The 18,403-nt window shown below is 66.1% G+C and carries 14 protein-coding genes; 6 read left to right on the top strand and 8 right to left on the bottom strand.

The window, feature by feature from the left end; genetic code table 11:
* Positions 1-11: 11 nt before the first annotated feature.
* Together BRADO_RS26200 and BRADO_RS26205 are read right to left on the bottom strand one after the other, a co-directional pair.
* Entirely contained in the window at positions 12-1,514 is a 1,503-nt protein-coding gene (locus BRADO_RS26200; RefSeq protein WP_012029213.1) for a sugar ABC transporter ATP-binding protein, read from the bottom strand.
* A gap of 13 nt (positions 1,515-1,527) precedes the next feature.
* On the bottom strand, positions 1,528-2,481 hold the full coding sequence (locus tag BRADO_RS26205; RefSeq protein ID WP_012029214.1) for a sugar-binding protein: 954 nt from the start codon (positions 2,479-2,481) through the stop codon (positions 1,528-1,530).
* Between the two features lie 681 nt (positions 2,482-3,162).
* Here BRADO_RS26205 and BRADO_RS26215 point away from each other — a divergent pair.
* Both BRADO_RS26215 and BRADO_RS26220 read left to right on the top strand, forming a co-directional pair.
* Complete coding sequence (locus BRADO_RS26215; RefSeq protein WP_012029215.1) at positions 3,163-3,417, top strand: acyl carrier protein; 255 nt, start codon at positions 3,163-3,165, stop codon at positions 3,415-3,417.
* 22 nt (positions 3,418-3,439) lie between these two features.
* Positions 3,440-5,158, top strand: coding sequence for a fatty acyl-AMP ligase (locus BRADO_RS26220; RefSeq protein WP_012029216.1), 1,719 nt, complete (start codon positions 3,440-3,442; stop codon positions 5,156-5,158).
* Positions 5,159-5,167: 9 nt separating this feature from the next.
* Here BRADO_RS26220 and BRADO_RS26225 read toward each other — a convergent pair whose 3' ends face one another.
* The 4 genes from BRADO_RS26225 to BRADO_RS26240 form a co-directional block, all read right to left on the bottom strand.
* A complete protein-coding gene (locus BRADO_RS26225; protein ID WP_041756964.1) occupies positions 5,168-6,181 on the bottom strand; it encodes a hypothetical protein in 1,014 nt (337 codons plus the stop codon).
* A complete protein-coding gene (locus BRADO_RS26230) occupies positions 6,156-7,538 on the bottom strand; it encodes an MBOAT family protein (RefSeq protein ID WP_012029218.1) in 1,383 nt (460 codons plus the stop codon). The genes BRADO_RS26225 and BRADO_RS26230 overlap by 26 nt, the downstream gene beginning before the upstream one ends.
* Positions 7,539-7,577: 39 nt before the next feature.
* Positions 7,578-8,528, bottom strand: a complete 951-nt coding sequence (locus BRADO_RS26235; protein WP_012029219.1) for an acyl-CoA desaturase — start codon at positions 8,526-8,528, stop codon at positions 7,578-7,580.
* Between the two features lie 113 nt (positions 8,529-8,641).
* Positions 8,642-10,921 carry a spermidine synthase gene (locus tag BRADO_RS26240; RefSeq protein ID WP_012029220.1) on the bottom strand — a complete coding sequence of 760 codons (2,280 nt, stop codon included), beginning with the start codon at positions 10,919-10,921 and terminating at the stop codon, positions 8,642-8,644.
* A gap of 214 nt (positions 10,922-11,135) precedes the next feature.
* Here BRADO_RS26240 and BRADO_RS26245 point away from each other — a divergent pair, with 214 nt between their 5' ends.
* Complete coding sequence (locus tag BRADO_RS26245; RefSeq protein WP_012029221.1) at positions 11,136-12,737, top strand: NAD(P)/FAD-dependent oxidoreductase; 1,602 nt, start codon at positions 11,136-11,138, stop codon at positions 12,735-12,737.
* A gap of 193 nt (positions 12,738-12,930) precedes the next feature.
* Here BRADO_RS26245 and BRADO_RS26250 read toward each other — a convergent pair whose 3' ends face one another.
* A complete protein-coding gene (locus BRADO_RS26250) occupies positions 12,931-13,095 on the bottom strand; it encodes a Flp family type IVb pilin (RefSeq protein WP_009031146.1) in 165 nt (54 codons plus the stop codon).
* Positions 13,096-13,367: 272 nt separating this feature from the next.
* Between BRADO_RS26250 and BRADO_RS26255 the strand changes: the two genes are divergently transcribed.
* Positions 13,368-14,264 (top strand): 50S ribosomal protein L11 methyltransferase, encoded by an 897-nt coding sequence (locus tag BRADO_RS26255; protein ID WP_012029222.1) that lies wholly within the window; start codon positions 13,368-13,370, stop codon positions 14,262-14,264.
* Positions 14,265-14,439: 175 nt separating this feature from the next.
* On the opposite strand, the gene BRADO_RS26260 is transcribed toward BRADO_RS26255, so the two are convergent.
* Entirely contained in the window at positions 14,440-14,676 is a 237-nt protein-coding gene (locus tag BRADO_RS26260) for a hypothetical protein (RefSeq protein WP_041756966.1), read from the bottom strand.
* 78 nt (positions 14,677-14,754) lie between these two features.
* Between BRADO_RS26260 and BRADO_RS26265 the strand changes: the two genes are divergently transcribed.
* Both BRADO_RS26265 and BRADO_RS26270 read left to right on the top strand, forming a co-directional pair.
* Positions 14,755-16,578 (top strand): aminopeptidase P family protein, encoded by a 1,824-nt coding sequence (locus BRADO_RS26265; protein ID WP_012029224.1) that lies wholly within the window; start codon positions 14,755-14,757, stop codon positions 16,576-16,578.
* Between the two features lie 287 nt (positions 16,579-16,865).
* Entirely contained in the window at positions 16,866-18,149 is a 1,284-nt protein-coding gene (locus BRADO_RS26270; RefSeq protein ID WP_012029225.1) for a multidrug effflux MFS transporter, read from the top strand.
* The last annotated feature ends 254 nt before the right edge of the window (positions 18,150-18,403 follow it).

The raw sequence follows: 18,403 nt of genomic DNA on the forward strand, positions 1-18,403 counted from the left end.
GTCCCCTCGCTCTAGATCGTATGGCCGACAGCGAGCTGGAGCACATTGTGCTCGCTGAACTCGCTGCGCGCCAGAAAGCCGGAGATTCGCCCTTCATGCATCACCGCGATCCGGTCGCTCACCCCGATCACCTCTTCCATGTCGCTCGAGATCATCAGGATGGCGACGCCTGAGTCGGCGAGCCGCCGCAGCATGTCGTAGATCTCCTGCTTGGCGCCGACATCGATGCCGCGGGTCGGCTCGTCGAAGATCAGGACCTTGGGCCGCATCGACAGCCATTTGGCGAGCACGACCTTCTGCTGGTTGCCGCCCGACAGAGTACCGACCGTCGTTCGCACGTCCGTCGTCCGGATGTTGAGCCGCTCCCGCTGGCGATCGGCATTCTCGGTCTCGCTTGCGGTATCGACCAGTCCGAAGCGCGAATGGGAAGCGAGGTCCGGCAGCGAGATGTTCTCGGCGATCGCGAGGTCGAGCAGCAGGCCGCAGCCCTTGCGGTCTTCCGGCACGAGATAGATGCCGCGATCGATCGCGGTGCGCGGCGTGGCGATGCGGATCGGCGTACCTTCGAGATGGACGCCGCCGGCGAGCAGGGGATCGACGCCGAAGATGGCGCGCGCAAGCTCGGTGCGGCCCGAGCCGACCAGGCCGGCAAGCCCGAGGATCTCGCCACGCCGGAGCTGCAGGCTGACGCTCTGGCCTGGATAGGTGGAGGTCACGGCATCGACGACGTCGAGAACGGCACCGCCCGGCGGCGCGGCCGGCGGGACGTAGATGGAGCGCAGGTCGCGGCCGATCATCAGCCGGATCATCGCGGCAGGATTGAGCTGGTCGCGGGCCAGCGCGCCGACCATGCGGCCATCGCGCAGCACGATGGCGCGGTCGGCGCATTGCATCACCTCGTTCAGGCGATGGGTGATGAAGATGACGCTGACGCCGTCGGCCTTCAGGCCGGCGATGACCTGCATCAGCCGCTCGGTCTCGGACAATGTGAGGCTCGACGTCGGCTCGTCCATGATGACACAGCGCGCGTCGAGCGAGAGCGCCTTGATGATCTCGACCAGCTGGCGCTGCGCCAGCGACAACTCGGCCAGCGGCGTGTCGGGCTCGAAATCCGCGCCGAGCCGCGCGATCAGCGGCCGCACCTTGGCCGTGAGCGCCGTGCGATCGATCAGCCGCAGCGGCCCGCCATAGACCGGCTCGCGACCGATATAGACGTTGCCGGCGACGTCGAGATTGTCGAACAGGTTCAGCTCCTGGTGCACGAAGGCGATGCCGGCGGCGATCGCATCCGTGACTGTGTAGCTGGTCCGGTCGCTGCCATCGATCCGGATCGTCCCGCGGCTCGGCGCCACGACGCCGCCGAGCACGCGCATCAAGGTCGACTTGCCGGCGCCATTCTCGCCGAGCAGCGCGATCACTTCGCCCGGCGCGACCGACAGGCTGACGTGGTCGAGCGCGACCACGCCAGGATAGGTCTTGCCGATGTCGATCAGCTCGAGGAAGGGCTCGCGCACGCCGGCCGTCGCGTCACTTCTTCAGCATCGTCTTCATCTGCGCCATGAAGTCGTCGACGTTCGACTTCTCGATCACCTTGCCGGGCACGATGATGATGCCGTTGGCCGGAACGCCGGACTTGTCGCCCTGCACCACCTTCGCCATCAGCTTCATGCCCTGATAGCCCCACTCGAACGGCTGCTGCACGACGGTGCCCTCGATGGCGCCGTCCTTGACGCCGCCAAGCGTGATCGGATCCTCGTCGAAGCCGATGATCTTGATCTTGCCGAGCTTGCCGGCCTCCTTCAGCACCTCGTAGATCCGCGGCGTGTTGTAGGAGTAGAAGCCGACCAGACAGCTCACGTCCGGCATGGCCGCCAGGATGTCCTCGACATTGCGCTTGGCGCGGGTCTGATCGATCTCGTCGCCGCGGACGTCGACCAGCTCGACCTTCGAGCCCTTGATCGTCTCCTTCACGCCCTCGATGCGCTCGCGCGCATTGTCGGCGCCGAGCAGGCCGACGAAGCCGACGCACTTGCCGCCATTCGGCAGCGCCTTCAGCATCAGCTTGCCGGCATCCTTGCCGAGTTCGGTGTTGGAGGAGCCGATATAGGCAATGCGCTTCGATTGCGGCGCGTCGCTGTCGGTGGTGAAGAGCACCGTCTGTCCGGCGATCTTGTTGAGATGCTCGGTCTGGTTCTTCGGATCGACGGCGCTGACCATGATGCCGGCGGCGCCGGCCGCGACGAGATCATCCAGCATGCGCTGCTGCACGGCGGCCGCCGCCTGCTCCGGATATTTGAGCTGCAGGGTGTAATCGGGCAGTTCGCCCTGCGCCTTCTTCAGGCCGGCCTCGGCGATCTTCCAGAAATCGGACGCGCCGTTGACCACGAAGGCGAGCACCTTCTTATCGGCCGCTCCCGCCGAGCCCATGCCGAGCGCCATCGCCAACAGAGCAGACGCGCCGACCATCCAAAGACGCTTCATCGAACCCCTCCCATGTAAGCCGGCCTGCTTGATGCGACCGGCGTTTTGGACTCACGACAGATGCGACTTGCCCGAACGATCGCTCGACCCGGGCCTTGCGGGACCTCCGCCTCGGCGCCGCCGGCATCAGCCGGTCGTCGACCTTTTGAAAGCCACGACCGCCATTCCCGGCACGGAGCGACGTCGGACATTTGCGGCGCCGCTGCCGACAAACGTGCCCCGCTGCGAAGCCGCATTCTGCGGTCTCTCATGAGGGGCGCACCTCAGGTAGCATGGTGGTGACCGGCACGCAACAGATGACCATGACAGTCTGACGCAACTCTCGCGTTTTGCGCCGCGGTACGCTCAGCTTTGCCAAGCCTCGTTATCCAGGACATGCGGCGGCGCAACAGGTCGGCCGCCCCATTCGAGGCGCGCACCTCTTTCTGATCGGATCGAAACAGCGGTTCGACATCGATCCTTCCATGACCCGCAACGGCCGGCGGCGCCCACGGCGGCATCTCGGGTTCTGGGAGAAGCATCCCTCGATCTTGCAGCAGCACTTCCTCAGCGTCAGGGCGGCATGATCTTTCGGCCGCACATCGCATGCGACACCGAGCATCAGGCGGCGCGAAATTGACTTGCTGCACCGCCCTCGTATTGTGGCGGCATATTTCCCGAGTTTGCAGATAAGGTCCGTTGATGACGCGTGAACAGATCTCGGAACTTTGCGTCGCTTCGCTCGCCAAGACTCTCCGTCTCTCTCCTGATCGGATCGATACGACGAGCAAGTTCAGCCGGCTCGGGCTGGACTCTGCGATGGTCGTGTATGTCATGATGGAACTCGAAGAGAAGCTCGGTCTCGAAATGTCGATGGACGACTTGTACGACTATCCGACGATCGACGAGTTGTCGCAGCAGCTGGCAGGTCGTTGCGCGGCACGGTCTGCCGCGTAGGCTCAAGCTCAACACGCGCCCAATGGATCAGTTCGGCTCGCTGGTGGCCCTGCTCGCGGCGCGAGCGCAATCGCAGGCCGACGATCCCGCTTATCTGTTCCTCAACGATCGCGGCACCGAGGAATCGAGGCTGACATTCGGCGACCTGCAGGCGAGAGCCCGCGACATGGCGGCGCGGCTCGCCGACCACGCCGCGCCCGGCGACCGCGCGCTTCTGGTGTTTCCGCCGGGGCTCGAATTCTTTGTTGCCTTTTTCGGCTGCCTGATCGCGGGCATCATCGCCGTTCCCATGATGATGCCGCGGCGGCTGGGAGCGCGTGATGCGAGCGGCGCGATCATCGCCGACTGCGCGCCCAGGCTCGCGCTGAGCAGCTCCGCCTTTGCGCTGCGTGGCGATCTCAGAGAGCGCTTTGCGCGCGACGGGCTGACGTGGCTGGAGGTCGATCTGACGTCATCCGACGCCGGCGGCACCGCGCCGGCACGCCGCATCGAGGCCGACGACGTCGCCTTCCTGCAATACACGTCCGGATCGACATCGGAGCCGAAGGGTGTCGCGGTGAGCCACGCCAACCTGCTCGCCAATTCGGAGATGATCCGCATCGCGCTCGGCAACAGCCGGAGCTCGACCTACGTCAACTGGGTGCCGCTCTATCACGACATGGGGCTGATCCTGAACGCGCTCCAGACGCTGTATGTCGGATCGCTCTGCGTGCTGATGGCGCCCAATGCGTTCACGCAGCGCCCGCTGAACTGGCTGCGCGCGATCGGCCGCTACCGCGCCGAGGTCGCCTGCTGTCCGAACTTCGGCTACGACCTCTGCGCCGCGCGCTATCGCGCCGACCAGATGCAGGATGTCGATCTGTCCTGCTGGAAGGTGGCCCTCAACGGCGCCGAGCCGGTGCGCGCGGACACGCTGCACCGGTTCACGCAGACCTTTGCGCCGCATGGCTTCGCGGCAGAGGCGATCTACCCCGCCTATGGCATGGCGGAGGCCACCCTGCTGATCTCGGGCGGCCGTCGCGGCGCCGGGCCATTGCTCCGCGAGCTCAGCCATCGCGCGTTGCAGACGCATCGCGCGGAGGCTCCGTCGACCCCGGAGGATTCGCAGGTGGTCGTCGGCTGCGGCCGCGCGCTTGCCGGCGAGCAGATCGCCATCGTCGATCCCGAGAGCTGCAGGCGGCTGGCCTGCGACGAGGTCGGCGAGATCTGGGTGGCCGGCCCGAACGTTGCCCGCTCCTATTGGCGCAATCCGGAAGCGACCGTCGCGAGCCTGCGCGCGACCATCACAGGCGACGCTAGCGGGGTGTCCTGGCTGCGCACCGGCGATCTCGGCTTTCTCGATGCCGATGGCGAGCTGTTCATCACCGGCCGCATCAAGGATCTCCTGATCATCCGGGGCGTCAACCATTACCCGCAGGACATCGAGCACACGGTGCAGGCCACCGATCCGGCGCTGCGGCCGAACTGCGGAGCGGCGTTCTCGGTTCCGGACGAGGATGGCAGCGAGACGCTCGCCATCGTGCAGGAGGTCGAGCGCACCGAGCGCAAGCGGATCGATCTCGCCGAGCTCACGAGCATGATCCGGGAGCGCGTCACCGAGCAGCACGAGGTATTCGCGCGCCACATCGCGCTGATCCGCCCCGGGCAGCTGCCGAAGACGACCAGCGGCAAGATCCAGCGCCGACGGGCGCGGCAGATGTGGCTCGACGGACAGTTGCCGCCGCTCGACGGCGCCCAATGACGGATCGCGTCAGAACTCGATCCGCGCCGCCGCTGCATCGCGGAAGCTTGCGATGATGCCGCCATTGACGCGTCGCGCGATCGGCGCGCGATAGTGGATGAAGTCGAGGAAGTTGGCGGGATTTCGCGTCAGCGCATTGTCGACCCGGAAATCGATGAGGTTGCTGGACGCGCGCCCAGCGACGAGCTGTCGGAACGCGGCGTTGCACGCCTCGCGCTCGCGGGCGGCGCGGCTGCTGGGCGTCGGCAGGATCCTGTAGAAGGTCGGCGGCACCACCAGCACGACGCCCGTGTCCGGCAGCCGCCGCACGACCTGCTGCAAACGTTGCGCGAACGGGAACGTCATGTCGATCGCACCATCGAAGCGAGGCGACGGCGGCTGCGGCACGTCTGCGGGGGCTTGGCTGCCGGGCGGATAGTCGATCTCGTAGTCGGCATAGCCGTCGGCCGGCTCAGCGGCGCGAACGCCGCGCCAGATCTTGATGCGGCGGATCGCCAGATCGAAGGCGCGCCAGGTGAACAGATGCGCGGTGTAGTCGAGCACGCTGTCGCCATAAAGCCAGTAGGGAAAGCTGTCATTCGACGCCACGCCGTCGTCATGGGCGCACCAGGGATCATCGATGACGACGACCAGTCCCTGCGGCTTCGGATGGTGGCGGAGAAAGAAGTCGAGCACCGCGAGCTGCCCGTTGGGCGACGCGCCGGGAACGAACAGTTGCACGAAGCGGCGCCCCGTCGCGGACGACAGCGTCTCCGGCCGGATCAGCTGGGCGGTGGAGTTGCCGATGATCGCCGCATCGAAGCCGCCATCGCGCGCCCGGCTGGCCTGCGCCATCGCGACCCAGCTGTCGCCCGTCCCCTTGATGCCGAGCAGGCCGAAGCGGCCGCTGTCATAGGGATCGACCATGATCATCAGCGCCAGCACGAGCAAGGCGCCACCGCCAAGCGCAGCAAGGAACGCGGCGATGCAGCGGCCCCAGGCCGCCGGCGCGACGGCCTCAGAACTTGAAATAGATGAACTCATGGACATTACGCTCTCCGAGCTCGATCAACAGCGCCAGCACCGCTACGCCGAGCAGACAAGCCAAGCCGACATTCGGACGGCGCGTCAGCCGGGCGGCCACGTCCTGGCTGGCCGGTAGCAGCAGCGCGGCCAGGGTCGGGATCACGACCGGGAGCAGCCGCACGCCGCGATCGAACGGCGGCGGTGAGGCCAGTCCCTGGAACACGTGCCACGCCGCTTCCACCGAGCCGGCGCGGAAGATGACGCCGGTGCCCAGCACGACGAGAAAGGTCAGCAGCCAGCCGAGCCCCGCCGGCAGTCGCGGACCGAACCGACGCCACAGCGCGCAGATGACGACGGCCATGCCGTGCAGCGTGCCCCACAACACGAAGCTCCAGCTGGCGCCATGCCACAGGCCGCACAGGATCATGGTGATGAACATGGCCGCGAAATACTGCACCGCGAACAGCCGCCGCGGCAGCAGCCGGGCGTTGACCATCGGCCGGAACACGTAGTCGCGCAGGAACGCCATCAGCGTCATGTGCCAGCGCTGCCAGAAATCCTGCATGTTAGTGGCACGCAGCGGCGCGTCGAAATTGAACGGCAACCGCACGCCGAACAGCAAACCGAGGCCGATGGCGATGTCGGAGTAGCCGGCGAAGTCGTAGAGGATCTGCACCGACGCGAACGCTGCAAGCCACGCCTCGCCGGCCGGCAACGGGCCGCTCGCCGCCTGCGCATAGATCGGATCGAGCAGGCGGCCGAGCCGGTCGCCGAACATGATCTTCTCGATCAAGCCCCCGACGATGAAGACGATGCCGAGATAGAACCGCTGCTGCCATCCCGGCGCATAGATCCGTTGCCCGAACTGCCCCATCACCTCCGACCAGCGCGCCAGCGGCCCGGCGATCGCCTGCGGGAAAAAGGCGATGTACAGCGCATAGCGGTCGAGCGACGTCAACGGCGCCTTCCCCGCGCGCAGATCGGCCAGATACATGATGTGGTGGAAGGTGAAGAACGAGATGCCGAGCGGCAGCGCCAACTGCAGCGGCGGGAAATGATGGCCGATCAGCAGTCCGAGATTGGCAGCGGCGAAGTCGGCGTATTTGAACAGGCCGAGGACGACGAAATTGGCGAGGATCGCAAACGTCAGGATGCCGCGGGCCTTGAAGCGGGCGAACAGTCGCGCGGCGAGCCAATTGCCGAGGATGGAGGCGATCAGCAGCAGCAGGAACGGCGGATCGCCATAGCCGTAGAAGGCGAGCGACAGTCCTGCCAGCACGGGCATCCGCAACGACGGGAAGGGATCGGCAAGCCGCGCCAGCACGATGGCGACAGGCAGAAACACCAGCAGGAACGGATAGCCATTGAACAGCATCAGGCGGCGTCCCGCCCGCCCTGCTCAATCCCAAGACAATCAGCCATGCCCGAAATCGGGCGCGGCTTCGGCCGGGTGCGCCGTCATGCGCGCGGTGATCCGCTCCGGCGCGGGCACCTTGACGTTCCAGGCGAGACCGGCGGCCTCGAGCGCCCTGATGAACAGAAAGCCGAGATCGAATTCGGACCAGCGCAGGCCGAACGCGGCCGAGTACGGAAAGGCATGATGATTGTTGTGCCAGCCCTCGCCCCAGGCGAGCCAGGCCATGACACCGAGATTGCGGCTGTTGTCGCCGCGGGTCTGGAACGGGCGGCTGCCGAGCATATGGTTGAGCGAGTTGATCGCCGACATCGTCTGCTCGACCACGAACATCCGCACGACACCGCCCCACAGGAAGCCCGTGAGCACGCCCCATACGCTCGCCGAGATCAGCCCGCCGAGGACGGCGGGAATGGCGAGGCCGAGCAGGACCCACGCGTAGTAATAGCCGTTGACGTTCACCCAGCTGCGCCGGGCGATCAGATCCGGCACATAATGCGCGACATTGGGATAGTCGTGCTCGACCATCCAGGTGAGCTGGGCATGGACGAAGCCGTGCAGCCGGCGGCGCCAGCCGGCGCCGTGCAGGTTCGGCGAATGCAGATCGCCGTCGTGGTCGGACAGCTCGTGATGGCGGCGATGCATTGCGGCCCAGGAGATCATAGGTCCCCTGCCGGCCATCGATCCCATGACGATCAGGAGATTGCTGACCCAGCCCGTGGTGGTGAAGGCGCCGTGAGTGAACAGGCGATGATAGCCGACGGTCAGGCCGAGGCCGGTGACCAACCACATCGCCGCGAACAGGCCGATTTCCATGCCCCCGATCGGCCGGACCGCCAGCAGCGCCAGCGCCGCTAGTGTACCGACGAAGGGCAGCACGTCGAACAGGATGAAGTGGCGTCGCTGCAGCCGATGCAGATGTCGGCCCCTGAGCACTCGATTGTCGCGCATGGCCTTCCAAAGATCATCAAACAATGCACGACAAAGTACACGCTTCGCGGCATGCTGCAACCGCGAGGAGGTGCTCCCTCGCAAGGAGGGCGGGAAGTGTGGCGGAAGCGCCGCTACTCGCCGTCGCGCAGCCGCCGGTATACCGCTCCCAGAATGTTCGAATAATCGTCGGTCCAGACCCGTTCGCCGTCGGTCGGCTCGGTCTCGGTCCATTTGTCCGAGGAGGCGAGCTTGCCGACATCCGCTTCCTCGCGGGCGCTCACGACGACGTCGGTGGAGAAGATGTACTCGTCGTCGCGACCGGAGTCCTCGTTGTAGACCCAGCTCTTCATGTCGTTGGCGTCGGCGATGCCGACGACGACGCTCTCCAGCTCCAGATGGCGGTTGGACACGTGCATGACGACCGCGCCTTGCGGCGCCAGCTTGGCCTTGTAGATGGCCATCGCCTCCTCCGTGGCCAGATGAATCGGGATCGCGTCCGAGGAATAGGCATCGACGATGATCAGGTCGTAGACACCATCCGGCTCCTTGGCGAAAGTCAGCCGGGCGTCGCCGATGACCGGCTTGAAGTCCGGCGCGCAGTTCTTGATGTAGCTGAAATATTTCGGATCGCTCGCGGTATCGACCATGGTCTGGTCGATCTCGAAATACTTCCAATCCTCGCCGGGCTCGGCGGCGCAGGTCAGCGTGCCCGAACCGACGCCGATCACGGCGACCTTGAGCGGTGCGCCCTTGCGCTCGCGGATCGCGGTGATGGCGCGGCCGATGCCGCCGTCCTTGTGATAATAGGTGATCGGCTCGGGACGCCCGGTGACCTTGGAGCCGTCGGCGTTGAGATATTTCTCCGCGCCGTGGATGGTCGTGCCGTGCATCAGCACGTGGTAGTGACCGTCCGAGGTGACCACGATCTTGTGCACGCCAAAGAAGCTGCGCACGGTCTCGACACGGCCGTCATCGGCCGGATAGGCACGGATCAAGACCAGCGCCAGCGCGGCCGTCGCGAACACCTTCCAGCGGCCGGCATTGAGCAGCAGCGCGAGCAATGCCGCGAGCGCGCCGACGGCACCCGCCACCCAGACGCGATGATCCTCGAGATAGGTCGTGACTTTCCCCGTCATGCTGGCCGGCGCCAGCAGCGCCAGGGCGATCACCGCCAAAGGGATCCAATACCAGCGCGTGATCTTGGGCAGACGCTCATCAGCCGCGGGGCGGCACAGCGCAGCCAGTGCCAGCAGGATCGGATACTCGGCCACCCAGGAGAAGGTGAAAGGCGCGATCAGCCCCGCGAACAGGCCACCGACCATGCCGCCGAACGACAGCGCGACATAGAAGCCGGTGAGATATCTGGCTGCCGGACGCGTGCGGGCCAATTCGCCATGGCAAGCCATGGCGATGATGAAGAAGCACAGTTGGTGACCGCCGAGCGTGAGCGCGAGATTCTGCTCACCGCCGAAGGCCAGCAGCACGACGACGCCGGCGATCGCGAGCGGCTGCAGCGCCAGCATCCATTTGTGCGGCAGCACCGGCCGCGACTGGAACACCAGCACCCAGGTCAGCAGATACAGCGACAGCGGCAGCACCCAGAGCAGCGGCGCCGCCGCGACGTCGGTCGAGATGTGCGCCGTCACCGCGATCAAGAGACCGGACGGTACGGCCGCGAGGAAAATCCAGCGCAGGCGCAGCAGCCATGAAGGTGCCGGCGCGTCGCCCACATCGGTCTGCAGCAGGCTCGCGACCGTCACGGGTGAGCGCAGCAGCAGCACACCGCAGCCGGCGATCAGCGCGATCAGCAGGCCATAGCCGCCGGCCCAGATCAGGTTCTGCATGCGCAGGCTGAAGATCGGCTCGATCAGCAACGGATAGGACAGCAGCGCCAGGAAGCTGCCGATGTTCGACGAGGCGTAGAGAAAATACGGGTCGGGACCGGCCGGGTGGCCGGTGCGCACGAACCACGCCTGCAGCAGCGGATTATTGGCGGCGAGCGCGAAAAACGGCAGGCCGATCGACGCAGCGAACAGTCCGAGCAGCCACAGCGCATAGCCCGACGTCGGCGGATCGCCCCAGTGCCCGGCGATCGACAGCGGCAGGCTGAGCAGCGCGAAGCCGAGTAGCAGCAGGTGAATGGCGATCGGGATCACCCGGCTGCGCAGCTGGGTCAGAAAATGCGCATAAGCATAGCCGGCGAGCAGCAGCGCCTGGAAGAACACCATCGCCACCGACCATACCGCCGGCGAGCCGCCGAGCCGCGGCAGCACCATCTTCGTGAACAGCGGCTGCACCGAGAACAGCAGCAATGCGCTGACGAAGATGGCGGCGGTATAGACCACGAGCACCAGCCGGTTGCGGGCGGCGGAGGGCTGAGCGACGGCGGCGGTCGAGGCGATCGAGGTCATGGTAACTCCAGCAGCGGGACGGCCGGTCTCAGGTGAGCTGGCCCGGCCGCGACGTGCAGACGACACATAGCGGATCGAGGGGCGGTATGGCGAGGAGCTGCGGCAAAACCGAGTTCCCCTTGACGCGGCGACGATCCGGGGCGACAGCACCATCTCGTCGCGGTTCCCGGCGACCCGCACAGCCGGTGATTAATCAGGGCTTTTTGAAGCGCACATGAACGAAACCGACGTGATCATCATCGGCGCGGGCCATAACGGCCTGACCTGTGCGGCCTATCTGGCGATGGCCGGCCTGCGCGTGCACGTCGTCGAGCGCCGCAAGGTCGTCGGCGGCGCGGCGGTGACCGAGGAGTTTCACCCGGGCTTCCGCAACTCGGTGGCGTCCTACACGGTGAGCCTGCTCAATCCGCGCGTCATTGCCGACCTCAAGCTGCACCAGCACGGGCTCGAGATCGTCGAGCGTCGCGCGCAAAACTTTCTCCCCGCGCCGGATGGCCGCTATCTGCTGACCGGCGAAGGTCGCACACAGGCGTCGGTCGCGCGGCTCAGCCCGCGCGATGCGGAGGCCATCGGCCCCTTCTCCGAACGGCTCGAGGCGATCGCGGACGTGCTGCGCAGCCTGGTGCTGCGCGCTCCGCCCAATCTGGTCGCGCAATTCGGCGTGGGCGCGATCCGCGAAGCGTTCAACGCGCTCGGCACCGCCAATGCGCTGCGCGCATTGTCGCTGGAGCAGCAGCGCGATCTGCTCGATCTGTTCACGCGATCGGCCGGCGAGATGCTCGACGAGATCTTCGAGACCGATCTGGTCAAGGCGCTGTTCGGCTTCGACGCCATCGTCGGCAACTATGCCAGCCCCTACGCCGCCGGCTCGGCCTATGTGATGCTGCATCACGCCTTTGGCGAAGTGAACGGAAAGAAGGGCGTCTGGGGCCACGCCATCGGCGGCATGGGCGCGATCACCCAGGCGATGGCGCGGGCGCTGAAAGAGCTGGGGACGCTGGTCGAGGTCGACTGCGGCGTGCGTGAGGTGATCGTGGAGCGCGACCGTGCCGTGGGCGTGGTGCTGGAGGATGGCCGCGCGCTGCGCGCCCGCTTCGTCGTCGCCAACGTCAATCCCAAGCTGCTGTACACCCGCCTGGTGCCGGAAGGCGCCCTGCCCGCGGCCTTCCTGAGCCGGATCCGCAATTGGCGCAACGGCTCGGGCACGTTCCGCATGAACGTCGCGCTGAGCCGCCTGCCCTCGTTCAGCGCGCTGCCCGGCGATGGCGATCATCTCTCCGCCGGCATCATCCTGGCGCCCAGCCTCGGCTACATGGACCAGGCCTATCTCGATGCGCGCGCCCATGGTTGGAGCCGTGATCCGGTCGTCGAGCTGCTGATTCCGTCGACGCTCGATGCCACGCTGGCGCCCCCCGGCCAGCACGTCGCCAGCCTGTTCTGCCAGCATGTCGCGCCGGAGCTTCCGGACGGCCGGTCATGGGACGATCATCGCGACGCGGTCGCTGATCTCATGATCGCGACCGTCGACCGCTACGCGCCGGGATTTGCCGCCAGCGTCCTCGGCAGGCAGGTGCTGTCACCGCTCGATCTCGAGCGCCAGTTCGGCCTGCTGGGCGGCGATATCTTTCACGGCGCGCTGAGCTTGAACCAGCTGTTTTCCGCCCGGCCGATGCTGGGGCATGCCGACTATCGCTCGCCGCTGAAGGGGCTCTATCACTGCGGCTCCGGCAGCCATCCAGGCGGCGGGGTGACCGGCGCGCCCGGCCATAATGCCGCCCAGGCCGTCCTGGCCGATCACCGGGCGATCTTCAATTGAGGACAGGCGGAGGAAAGGCTGTTCACCGGTGCATGGAGAGCCTGTGGACAAGCAGCAGCCTACCTTGTGGATGCCGGGCACTGGGGCTGTGCATAACTCTCTGGATACATCCGGGATAGGCTGTCGAAGATGGCCGCGCCAAAAGGAAAAACCGGGCTCGAGGCCCGGTTCTCCGAGAACGCCGCTTGATCGATTACTTCAGAGACGAGTTGATGGAGTCGAACTTGCTGCTCAGCGAGGTGCCCAGGCCGTTCACCGCCGCGATGATCGCCAGCGAGATTCCGGCTGCAATCAGGCCGTATTCGATGGCGGTTGCACCGGATTCATCACGCAAAAACTTCAACACAAAGGTCTTCATCACTAAACCTCGTTTCCCAACCGGGGAACCCTGGGGTTGTGCGGTTCCCATGGCGTGGACCATAGGAGGTAAAAACCTAAGGTTGGTGTAATGCGGTCGGTTCAAGTCCTTGCGATTTTTGCAGCAATTCCGGCGCAACTTTTAGACACATGCCGGCGGCATGTAAAAACAACCGAAAGCTGCAGCAAACATCGTCCTGCCTTAGCCAAAGCGCTTGCGCTGGCGGTCAGATTGCTTAACCACGCCAACAAATCAGCTTCGGACCCTGCCAGATGACATCAGATTCCCCGCCGGCGACGTACAAAGCGAGCTTCACGGTCGCGGACGAGGGCGCCGCGCGGCCGGCGGTCGATAGTCTGACGGAGGTCTTCTTCGAGGGAGACGCAGCGGTGGCCGCGTTCGAGCGGCCGGATGGGCGCTGGGACGTCACGGTGCATTTCGCCGATCCTCCGGACCAGGCCCTGTTGCGCAAGCTGATCGGCGGAGCGGCGGGAACAGAGGCTGCGGGAACCCTGACGTTCGAGACGGTTGAAGTCAAGGACTGGGTCAAGGCAAGCCTGGACGATCTGGTTCCCGTGCCGGCCGCACGCTTCATGGTTCATGGCGCTCACGACCGGGCTCGGGTTCCGGCCAACAAGATCGGCATTGAAATCGAGGCGGCGCTCGCCTTCGGAACCGGCCATCATGGAACCACCCGCGGCTGCCTGCTGCTGCTCGACCATGTTCTGAAACGAGGGTCGCCGCAACGCGTCCTCGACCTCGGCACCGGAACCGGCGTCCTTGCAATTGCAGCCGCCAAGGCGACCCGCCGCTCCGTGCTGGGCAGCGACATCGATGCGCCCTCCGTGAGCGTTGCGCGGGAGAACGCCCGGCTCAACGGCGCAGGCCCCCTGGTCCAGGTCATCCGCGCCACCGGCTTTGCGGCGGCGGAATTTGCCGAAGCAGGCCCGTTCGATCTGGTGTTGGCGAACATCCTCGCCAATCCGCTGCGGCAACTGGCGGCGCCAATGCAGCGCCACCTTGCGCCAGGGGCGAACGTGATCCTGTCAGGTCTCCTGACCCCACAAGCCCGCGGCGTTCTTGCAGCCTATCGCGCACGCGGGCTGGTTCCGATCCGGCATCTGACAATCGAGGGGTGGAGCAGCTTGTTGCTGCAGAAGAAACAATGAGATCCGATCAGCTCCGCTGGTCGGCCAAGGATTGAACCAAGGGCAGCAAATTCAGAACGATCAGGCCGAAGACGATTATGTCTTGGGCTGGCCTTTTTGAAGGCTGGATTCGGCCTTCACGCGCCCGCGTCGAACGCGCGGTTCCACGAGACGGTTGATGAGATCGGCCAGCGCGCTACGCGGCTTCTCCGCGGGTGCGGGTGTCGGAGCGCGTGGCGTCGGCGCCGACAGTTTCTCGAAGGTAAAAGCAGGCATCGTGCGTCCCCTCGCCATTGAGTTGAGGCACTCCCCGGATTGTGTGACCGTGGATGATCTTTACGATCATGGCCACCACATCCATCACGTTTCCTCGCTGCATCTCTTCCGGATGACCAGCATGCGACAGCAAATCTTTTTGCACAGGCGAATGCAAGGAGATTCTTCGTGCACCGCACGCCCAACTGGATGAGTATCGATCGCGGTGAAGATCCACGCCCAAAGTATGAGACCGATGTTCGAAGCCCTGTTCCAGACGTTCGAAGAACCCGAAACCGGTGTCGCGCTGACGGCACGACTCGCCGCGCTCCGCGAGGAGCTGGCGCGGCGCCAGCTCACCGGCTTCATCGTGCCGCGCGCGGACCAGCAGCAGAACGAGTATGTGCCGCCGTCCGAGGAGAGGCTGGCGTGGCTGACCGGGTTCACCGGCTCGGCCGGTCTCGCGATCGTTCTGCTGCACGAGGCCGCGATCTTCGTCGACGGCCGCTACACATTGCAGGCGGGCAAGCAGGTCGATGGGAAGGCCTGGGCCGTGGAATCGCTGATCGAGCCGCCGCCCGAAAGCTGGCTGACGGGGCATCTGCAGCGCGGCGACCGTATCGGCTTCGATCCCTGGCTGCAGACGACGGCCGCTGCCGAACGCTTCGCGGCGGCCTGCGCCAAGGCAGGTGCCGAGCTGGTGCCAGTGGAGACCAATCCGGTCGACAGCATCTGGACCGAGCGCCCTCAGCCGCCGCTCGGCGCGGTCTCGATCCATGGCGCGGAATTGTCCGGCGAGGTCGAGGCCGAGAAGCTCGAACGCATCCGCCGGGAGATCGAGAGGCTCGGCGTCGAGGCGCTGGTGCTGTCCGATTCCCACAATGTGGCCTGGACGTTCAACATCCGTGGCGCCGACGTGTCGCACACGCCGCTGCCGATCTCCTACGCCTTGGTGCCAAAGACCGGACGGCCGACGATCTTCATCGATTCCCGCAAGCTCTCGAACCTGACACGCGATCACCTCGAGCAGAGCGCTGACGTGGCGGAGCCGGACGCGATGGCGCCGCGCCTGACGGAGCTCGCGCGGTCGGGCGCAGCCATCGCGCTCGACAGCGCCACCGCGGCGGACGCGCTGACGCGGCTGATCCAGGGCGCGGGCGGCAAGCCGGTGCGTGGTGCCGATCCCGTGAGCCTGCTCAAGGCCGCGAAAAATGCGGTCGAGATCGAGGGCACGCGACGCGCACACCGGCGCGACGCCGTCGCCCTGGCGCGCTTTCTCGCCTTCATCGATCGCGAGGCGCCGAAGGGGACATTGACCGAGATCGACGCCGTCGAGGCGCTGGAGAGCTTTCGCCGCGACACCGGCGCGCTGAAGGACGTGTCGTTTCCGACCATCTCCGGGACCGGCCCGAACGGTGCCATCGTGCATTATCGCGTCACTCGCAAGAGCAACCGGCGCATCATGACCGGCGATCTGCTGCTGATCGATTCCGGCGCGCAATACCAGGACGGTACGACCGACGTCACGCGCACCATCGCGGTGGGCGCGCCGACCACGGAGATGCGCGACCGCTTCACGCGCGTGCTGCGCGGCCATCTGGCGATCGCGCGCGCGCTGTTTCCCGACGGCACCACCGGCGCCCAGCTCGACACCTTGGCACGGCAGTTCCTGTGGCAGGCCGGGATCGACTTCGAGCACGGCACCGGACATGGCGTCGGCAGCTATCTGTCGGTGCACGAAGGACCGGCGCGGATTTCCAAGCTCGGCACGACGCCGCTGAAGCGCGGCATGATCCTGTCCAACGAGCCCGGCTACTACAAGACCGATGCCTTCGGCATCCGCATCGAGAATCTCGAGCTGGTCGTGGCGAAGGACATTGCGGGCGGGGAGAAGCCGATGAACGGCTTCGAGGCGCTGACGCTCGCGCCGATCGATCGCCGGCTGATCGACGTGGCGATGCTGAGCAGCGAGGAGCGCAGCTGGCTCGACGTCTATCACGCCCGCGTCAGGGAGGCCGTGCACGCGGCCCTCAACGAGCCCGACCAGCTGTGGCTCGATCAGGCGACAGCGCCACTCTGACCATGAAGCCGTAGGGTGGGCAAAGCGGCCGCCGCAGGCGGCAGCGTGCCCACCGCGTCTCAGTGCGTTCATCCGCGCAGCGGTGGGCACGGCGCGCGATGGCTCAGCGCAACGAGCGAGCAGTTGGGCGCGCCTTTGTCCACCCTACGGATCGACGAACTACACCAGCCTCGTTGCGTGTCCGGCCGCCATGGTCCCGCTGCCGGTATGGGCGCATGCAGAAACAGGCGTTTCCGTGACGCGGAAGGCCGCTACAGTCGCGGCGTCCACCTGATTTGAGCGGCACGATGCATGGAATGATCAGCAGACCGCCGGGAGCCGTCGCACAGCGCGCGGCTCCGTCGCGCACGCTGCTGGTGCTGCTCGTCGTCATGACCGGACTGGCGCCGATCTCGCTGTACCTGCTGGTGCCGGCGCTGCCGTTGCTCGCGACCACCTTCGGGCGCGACGCCTCGGTGGTGCAGATGACGGTGTCGTTCTACATGATCGGCATTGCCATCTCGCAGCTGTTGCTGGGCCCGCTGTCCGATCGCTTCGGCCGCCGTCCGGTGATGCTCGCCGGCCTTGCGCTCTCCATCATCGCGAGCTTTGGCTGCATCTTGGCCGACACCCTGCCGCAGCTGATCGCGGCGCGCTTCTTTCAGGCGCTCGGCGGCGCCAGCGGCATGGTGATCAGCAGGGCGATCATCCGCGACCTCTATCCGCGCGAGCGCATTGGCGCGATGATCAGCCTCGTCGTCGCCGTCATGATGATCGCGCAGATGCTGTCGCCGCTGACCGGCGGCCTGATCGAGATCGCGTTCGGCTGGCATGCCATCTTCTACGTGGTGGCAGCGGTGTCGATTGCCGTCGGCATCGCTGTAACGCTGGCGCTGCCGGAAACCCGCCCAGCCCGCGTCGAGGGCGCCAGCTTCCGCCGCGACGTGGTCATACTCGTCAAGAGCCGCGCCTTTCTGGGCTACATGCTGTGCCAGGTGCTGGCGTCGCAGATCATCTTCGCCTTTGCCGGCGGCGGCCCCTACATCGTCGAGGTGCAGATGGCCCGCTCGTCGGCAGAGTATGGCGCCTGGTTCGCGACGACAGGCTTTGCCTATTTCGTCGGGAATCTGTTCTGCGTCCGCTACGCGCCGCGGCACGCGCTCGACCGGCTGATCTGGTTCGGCCTGACCTTGCAGCTGACCAGCGCCGCGCTGAATTTCACCTGGGGCATCTTCGGTCTCAACCAGATGCCGTCGGTGCTGTTCGGCACGCAGATGCTGCTGATGTTCGCCAACGCCTTCGTGATGGCAAACTCCGCCGCCGGCGCCATCAGCGTGCGGCCGGGCGCCGCCGGCACCGCCTCGGGCGCGATGGGCTTTCTGCAGATGGGGCTGGGCGCGCTGACCTCGCAGCTCGGGGCGTATCTCGGCGGTCACTATGCGACCACGCTGCCCCTGACGTCGGCGATGCTGACGCTGTCGCTGGCCTGCGCCGGCTGCATGATCTTCCTCGTTCCCCGCACGCCGGTCACGGTGACGGTGACCAAGGAGCTGATCGAAGCGGCGGAGGAGGACGAGGGCGGGGTGATGTGAGGGATCGCGCGCTTTCGCATGTCTCTCGGTGTCATACCCGCGAAGGCGGGTATCCAGTACGCCGCGGCGGCGCGGCTCCATCACAACCGCCTCTGGAATACTGGATCATCCGCTTTCGCGGATGATGACAGCTGTGAGTGTCGCCGTCGTCCCGGCCTCGCGCCGGGACCCATACCCCCAGGGAGATGTTCGAGGCAGGCTGGTGGATGGCGCGTTCCCAGCCACGACGGGCGGTGGCTATGGGTCCCGGCGCG

Source organism: Bradyrhizobium sp. ORS 278, from assembly GCF_000026145.1.
Taxonomy (GTDB): Bacteria; Pseudomonadota; Alphaproteobacteria; order Rhizobiales; family Xanthobacteraceae; genus Bradyrhizobium.

Bases quoted from the DNA above. Each gene is read 5' to 3' on its own strand.
- BRADO_RS26270 (WP_012029225.1), top strand. From the start codon at position 16,866: ATGCATGGAATGATCAGCAGACCGCCGGGAGCCGTCGCACAGCGCGCG.
- BRADO_RS26205 (WP_012029214.1), bottom strand. From the start codon at position 2,481: ATGAAGCGTCTTTGGATGGTCGGCGCGTCTGCTCTGTTGGCGATGGCG.
- BRADO_RS26240 (WP_012029220.1), bottom strand. From the start codon at position 10,921: ATGACCTCGATCGCCTCGACCGCCGCCGTCGCTCAGCCCTCCGCCGCC.
- BRADO_RS26220 (WP_012029216.1), top strand. From the start codon at position 3,440: ATGGATCAGTTCGGCTCGCTGGTGGCCCTGCTCGCGGCGCGAGCGCAA.
- BRADO_RS26245 (WP_012029221.1), top strand. From the start codon at position 11,136: ATGAACGAAACCGACGTGATCATCATCGGCGCGGGCCATAACGGCCTG.
- BRADO_RS26265 (WP_012029224.1), top strand. From the start codon at position 14,755: ATGTTCGAAGCCCTGTTCCAGACGTTCGAAGAACCCGAAACCGGTGTC.
- BRADO_RS26230 (WP_012029218.1), bottom strand. From the start codon at position 7,538: ATGCTGTTCAATGGCTATCCGTTCCTGCTGGTGTTTCTGCCTGTCGCC.
- BRADO_RS26250 (WP_009031146.1), bottom strand. From the start codon at position 13,095: ATGAAGACCTTTGTGTTGAAGTTTTTGCGTGATGAATCCGGTGCAACC.
- BRADO_RS26255 (WP_012029222.1), top strand. From the start codon at position 13,368: ATGACATCAGATTCCCCGCCGGCGACGTACAAAGCGAGCTTCACGGTC.
- BRADO_RS26235 (WP_012029219.1), bottom strand. From the start codon at position 8,528: ATGCGCGACAATCGAGTGCTCAGGGGCCGACATCTGCATCGGCTGCAG.
- BRADO_RS26215 (WP_012029215.1), top strand. From the start codon at position 3,163: ATGACGCGTGAACAGATCTCGGAACTTTGCGTCGCTTCGCTCGCCAAG.
- BRADO_RS26225 (WP_041756964.1), bottom strand. From the start codon at position 6,181: ATGAGTTCATCTATTTCAAGTTCTGAGGCCGTCGCGCCGGCGGCCTGG.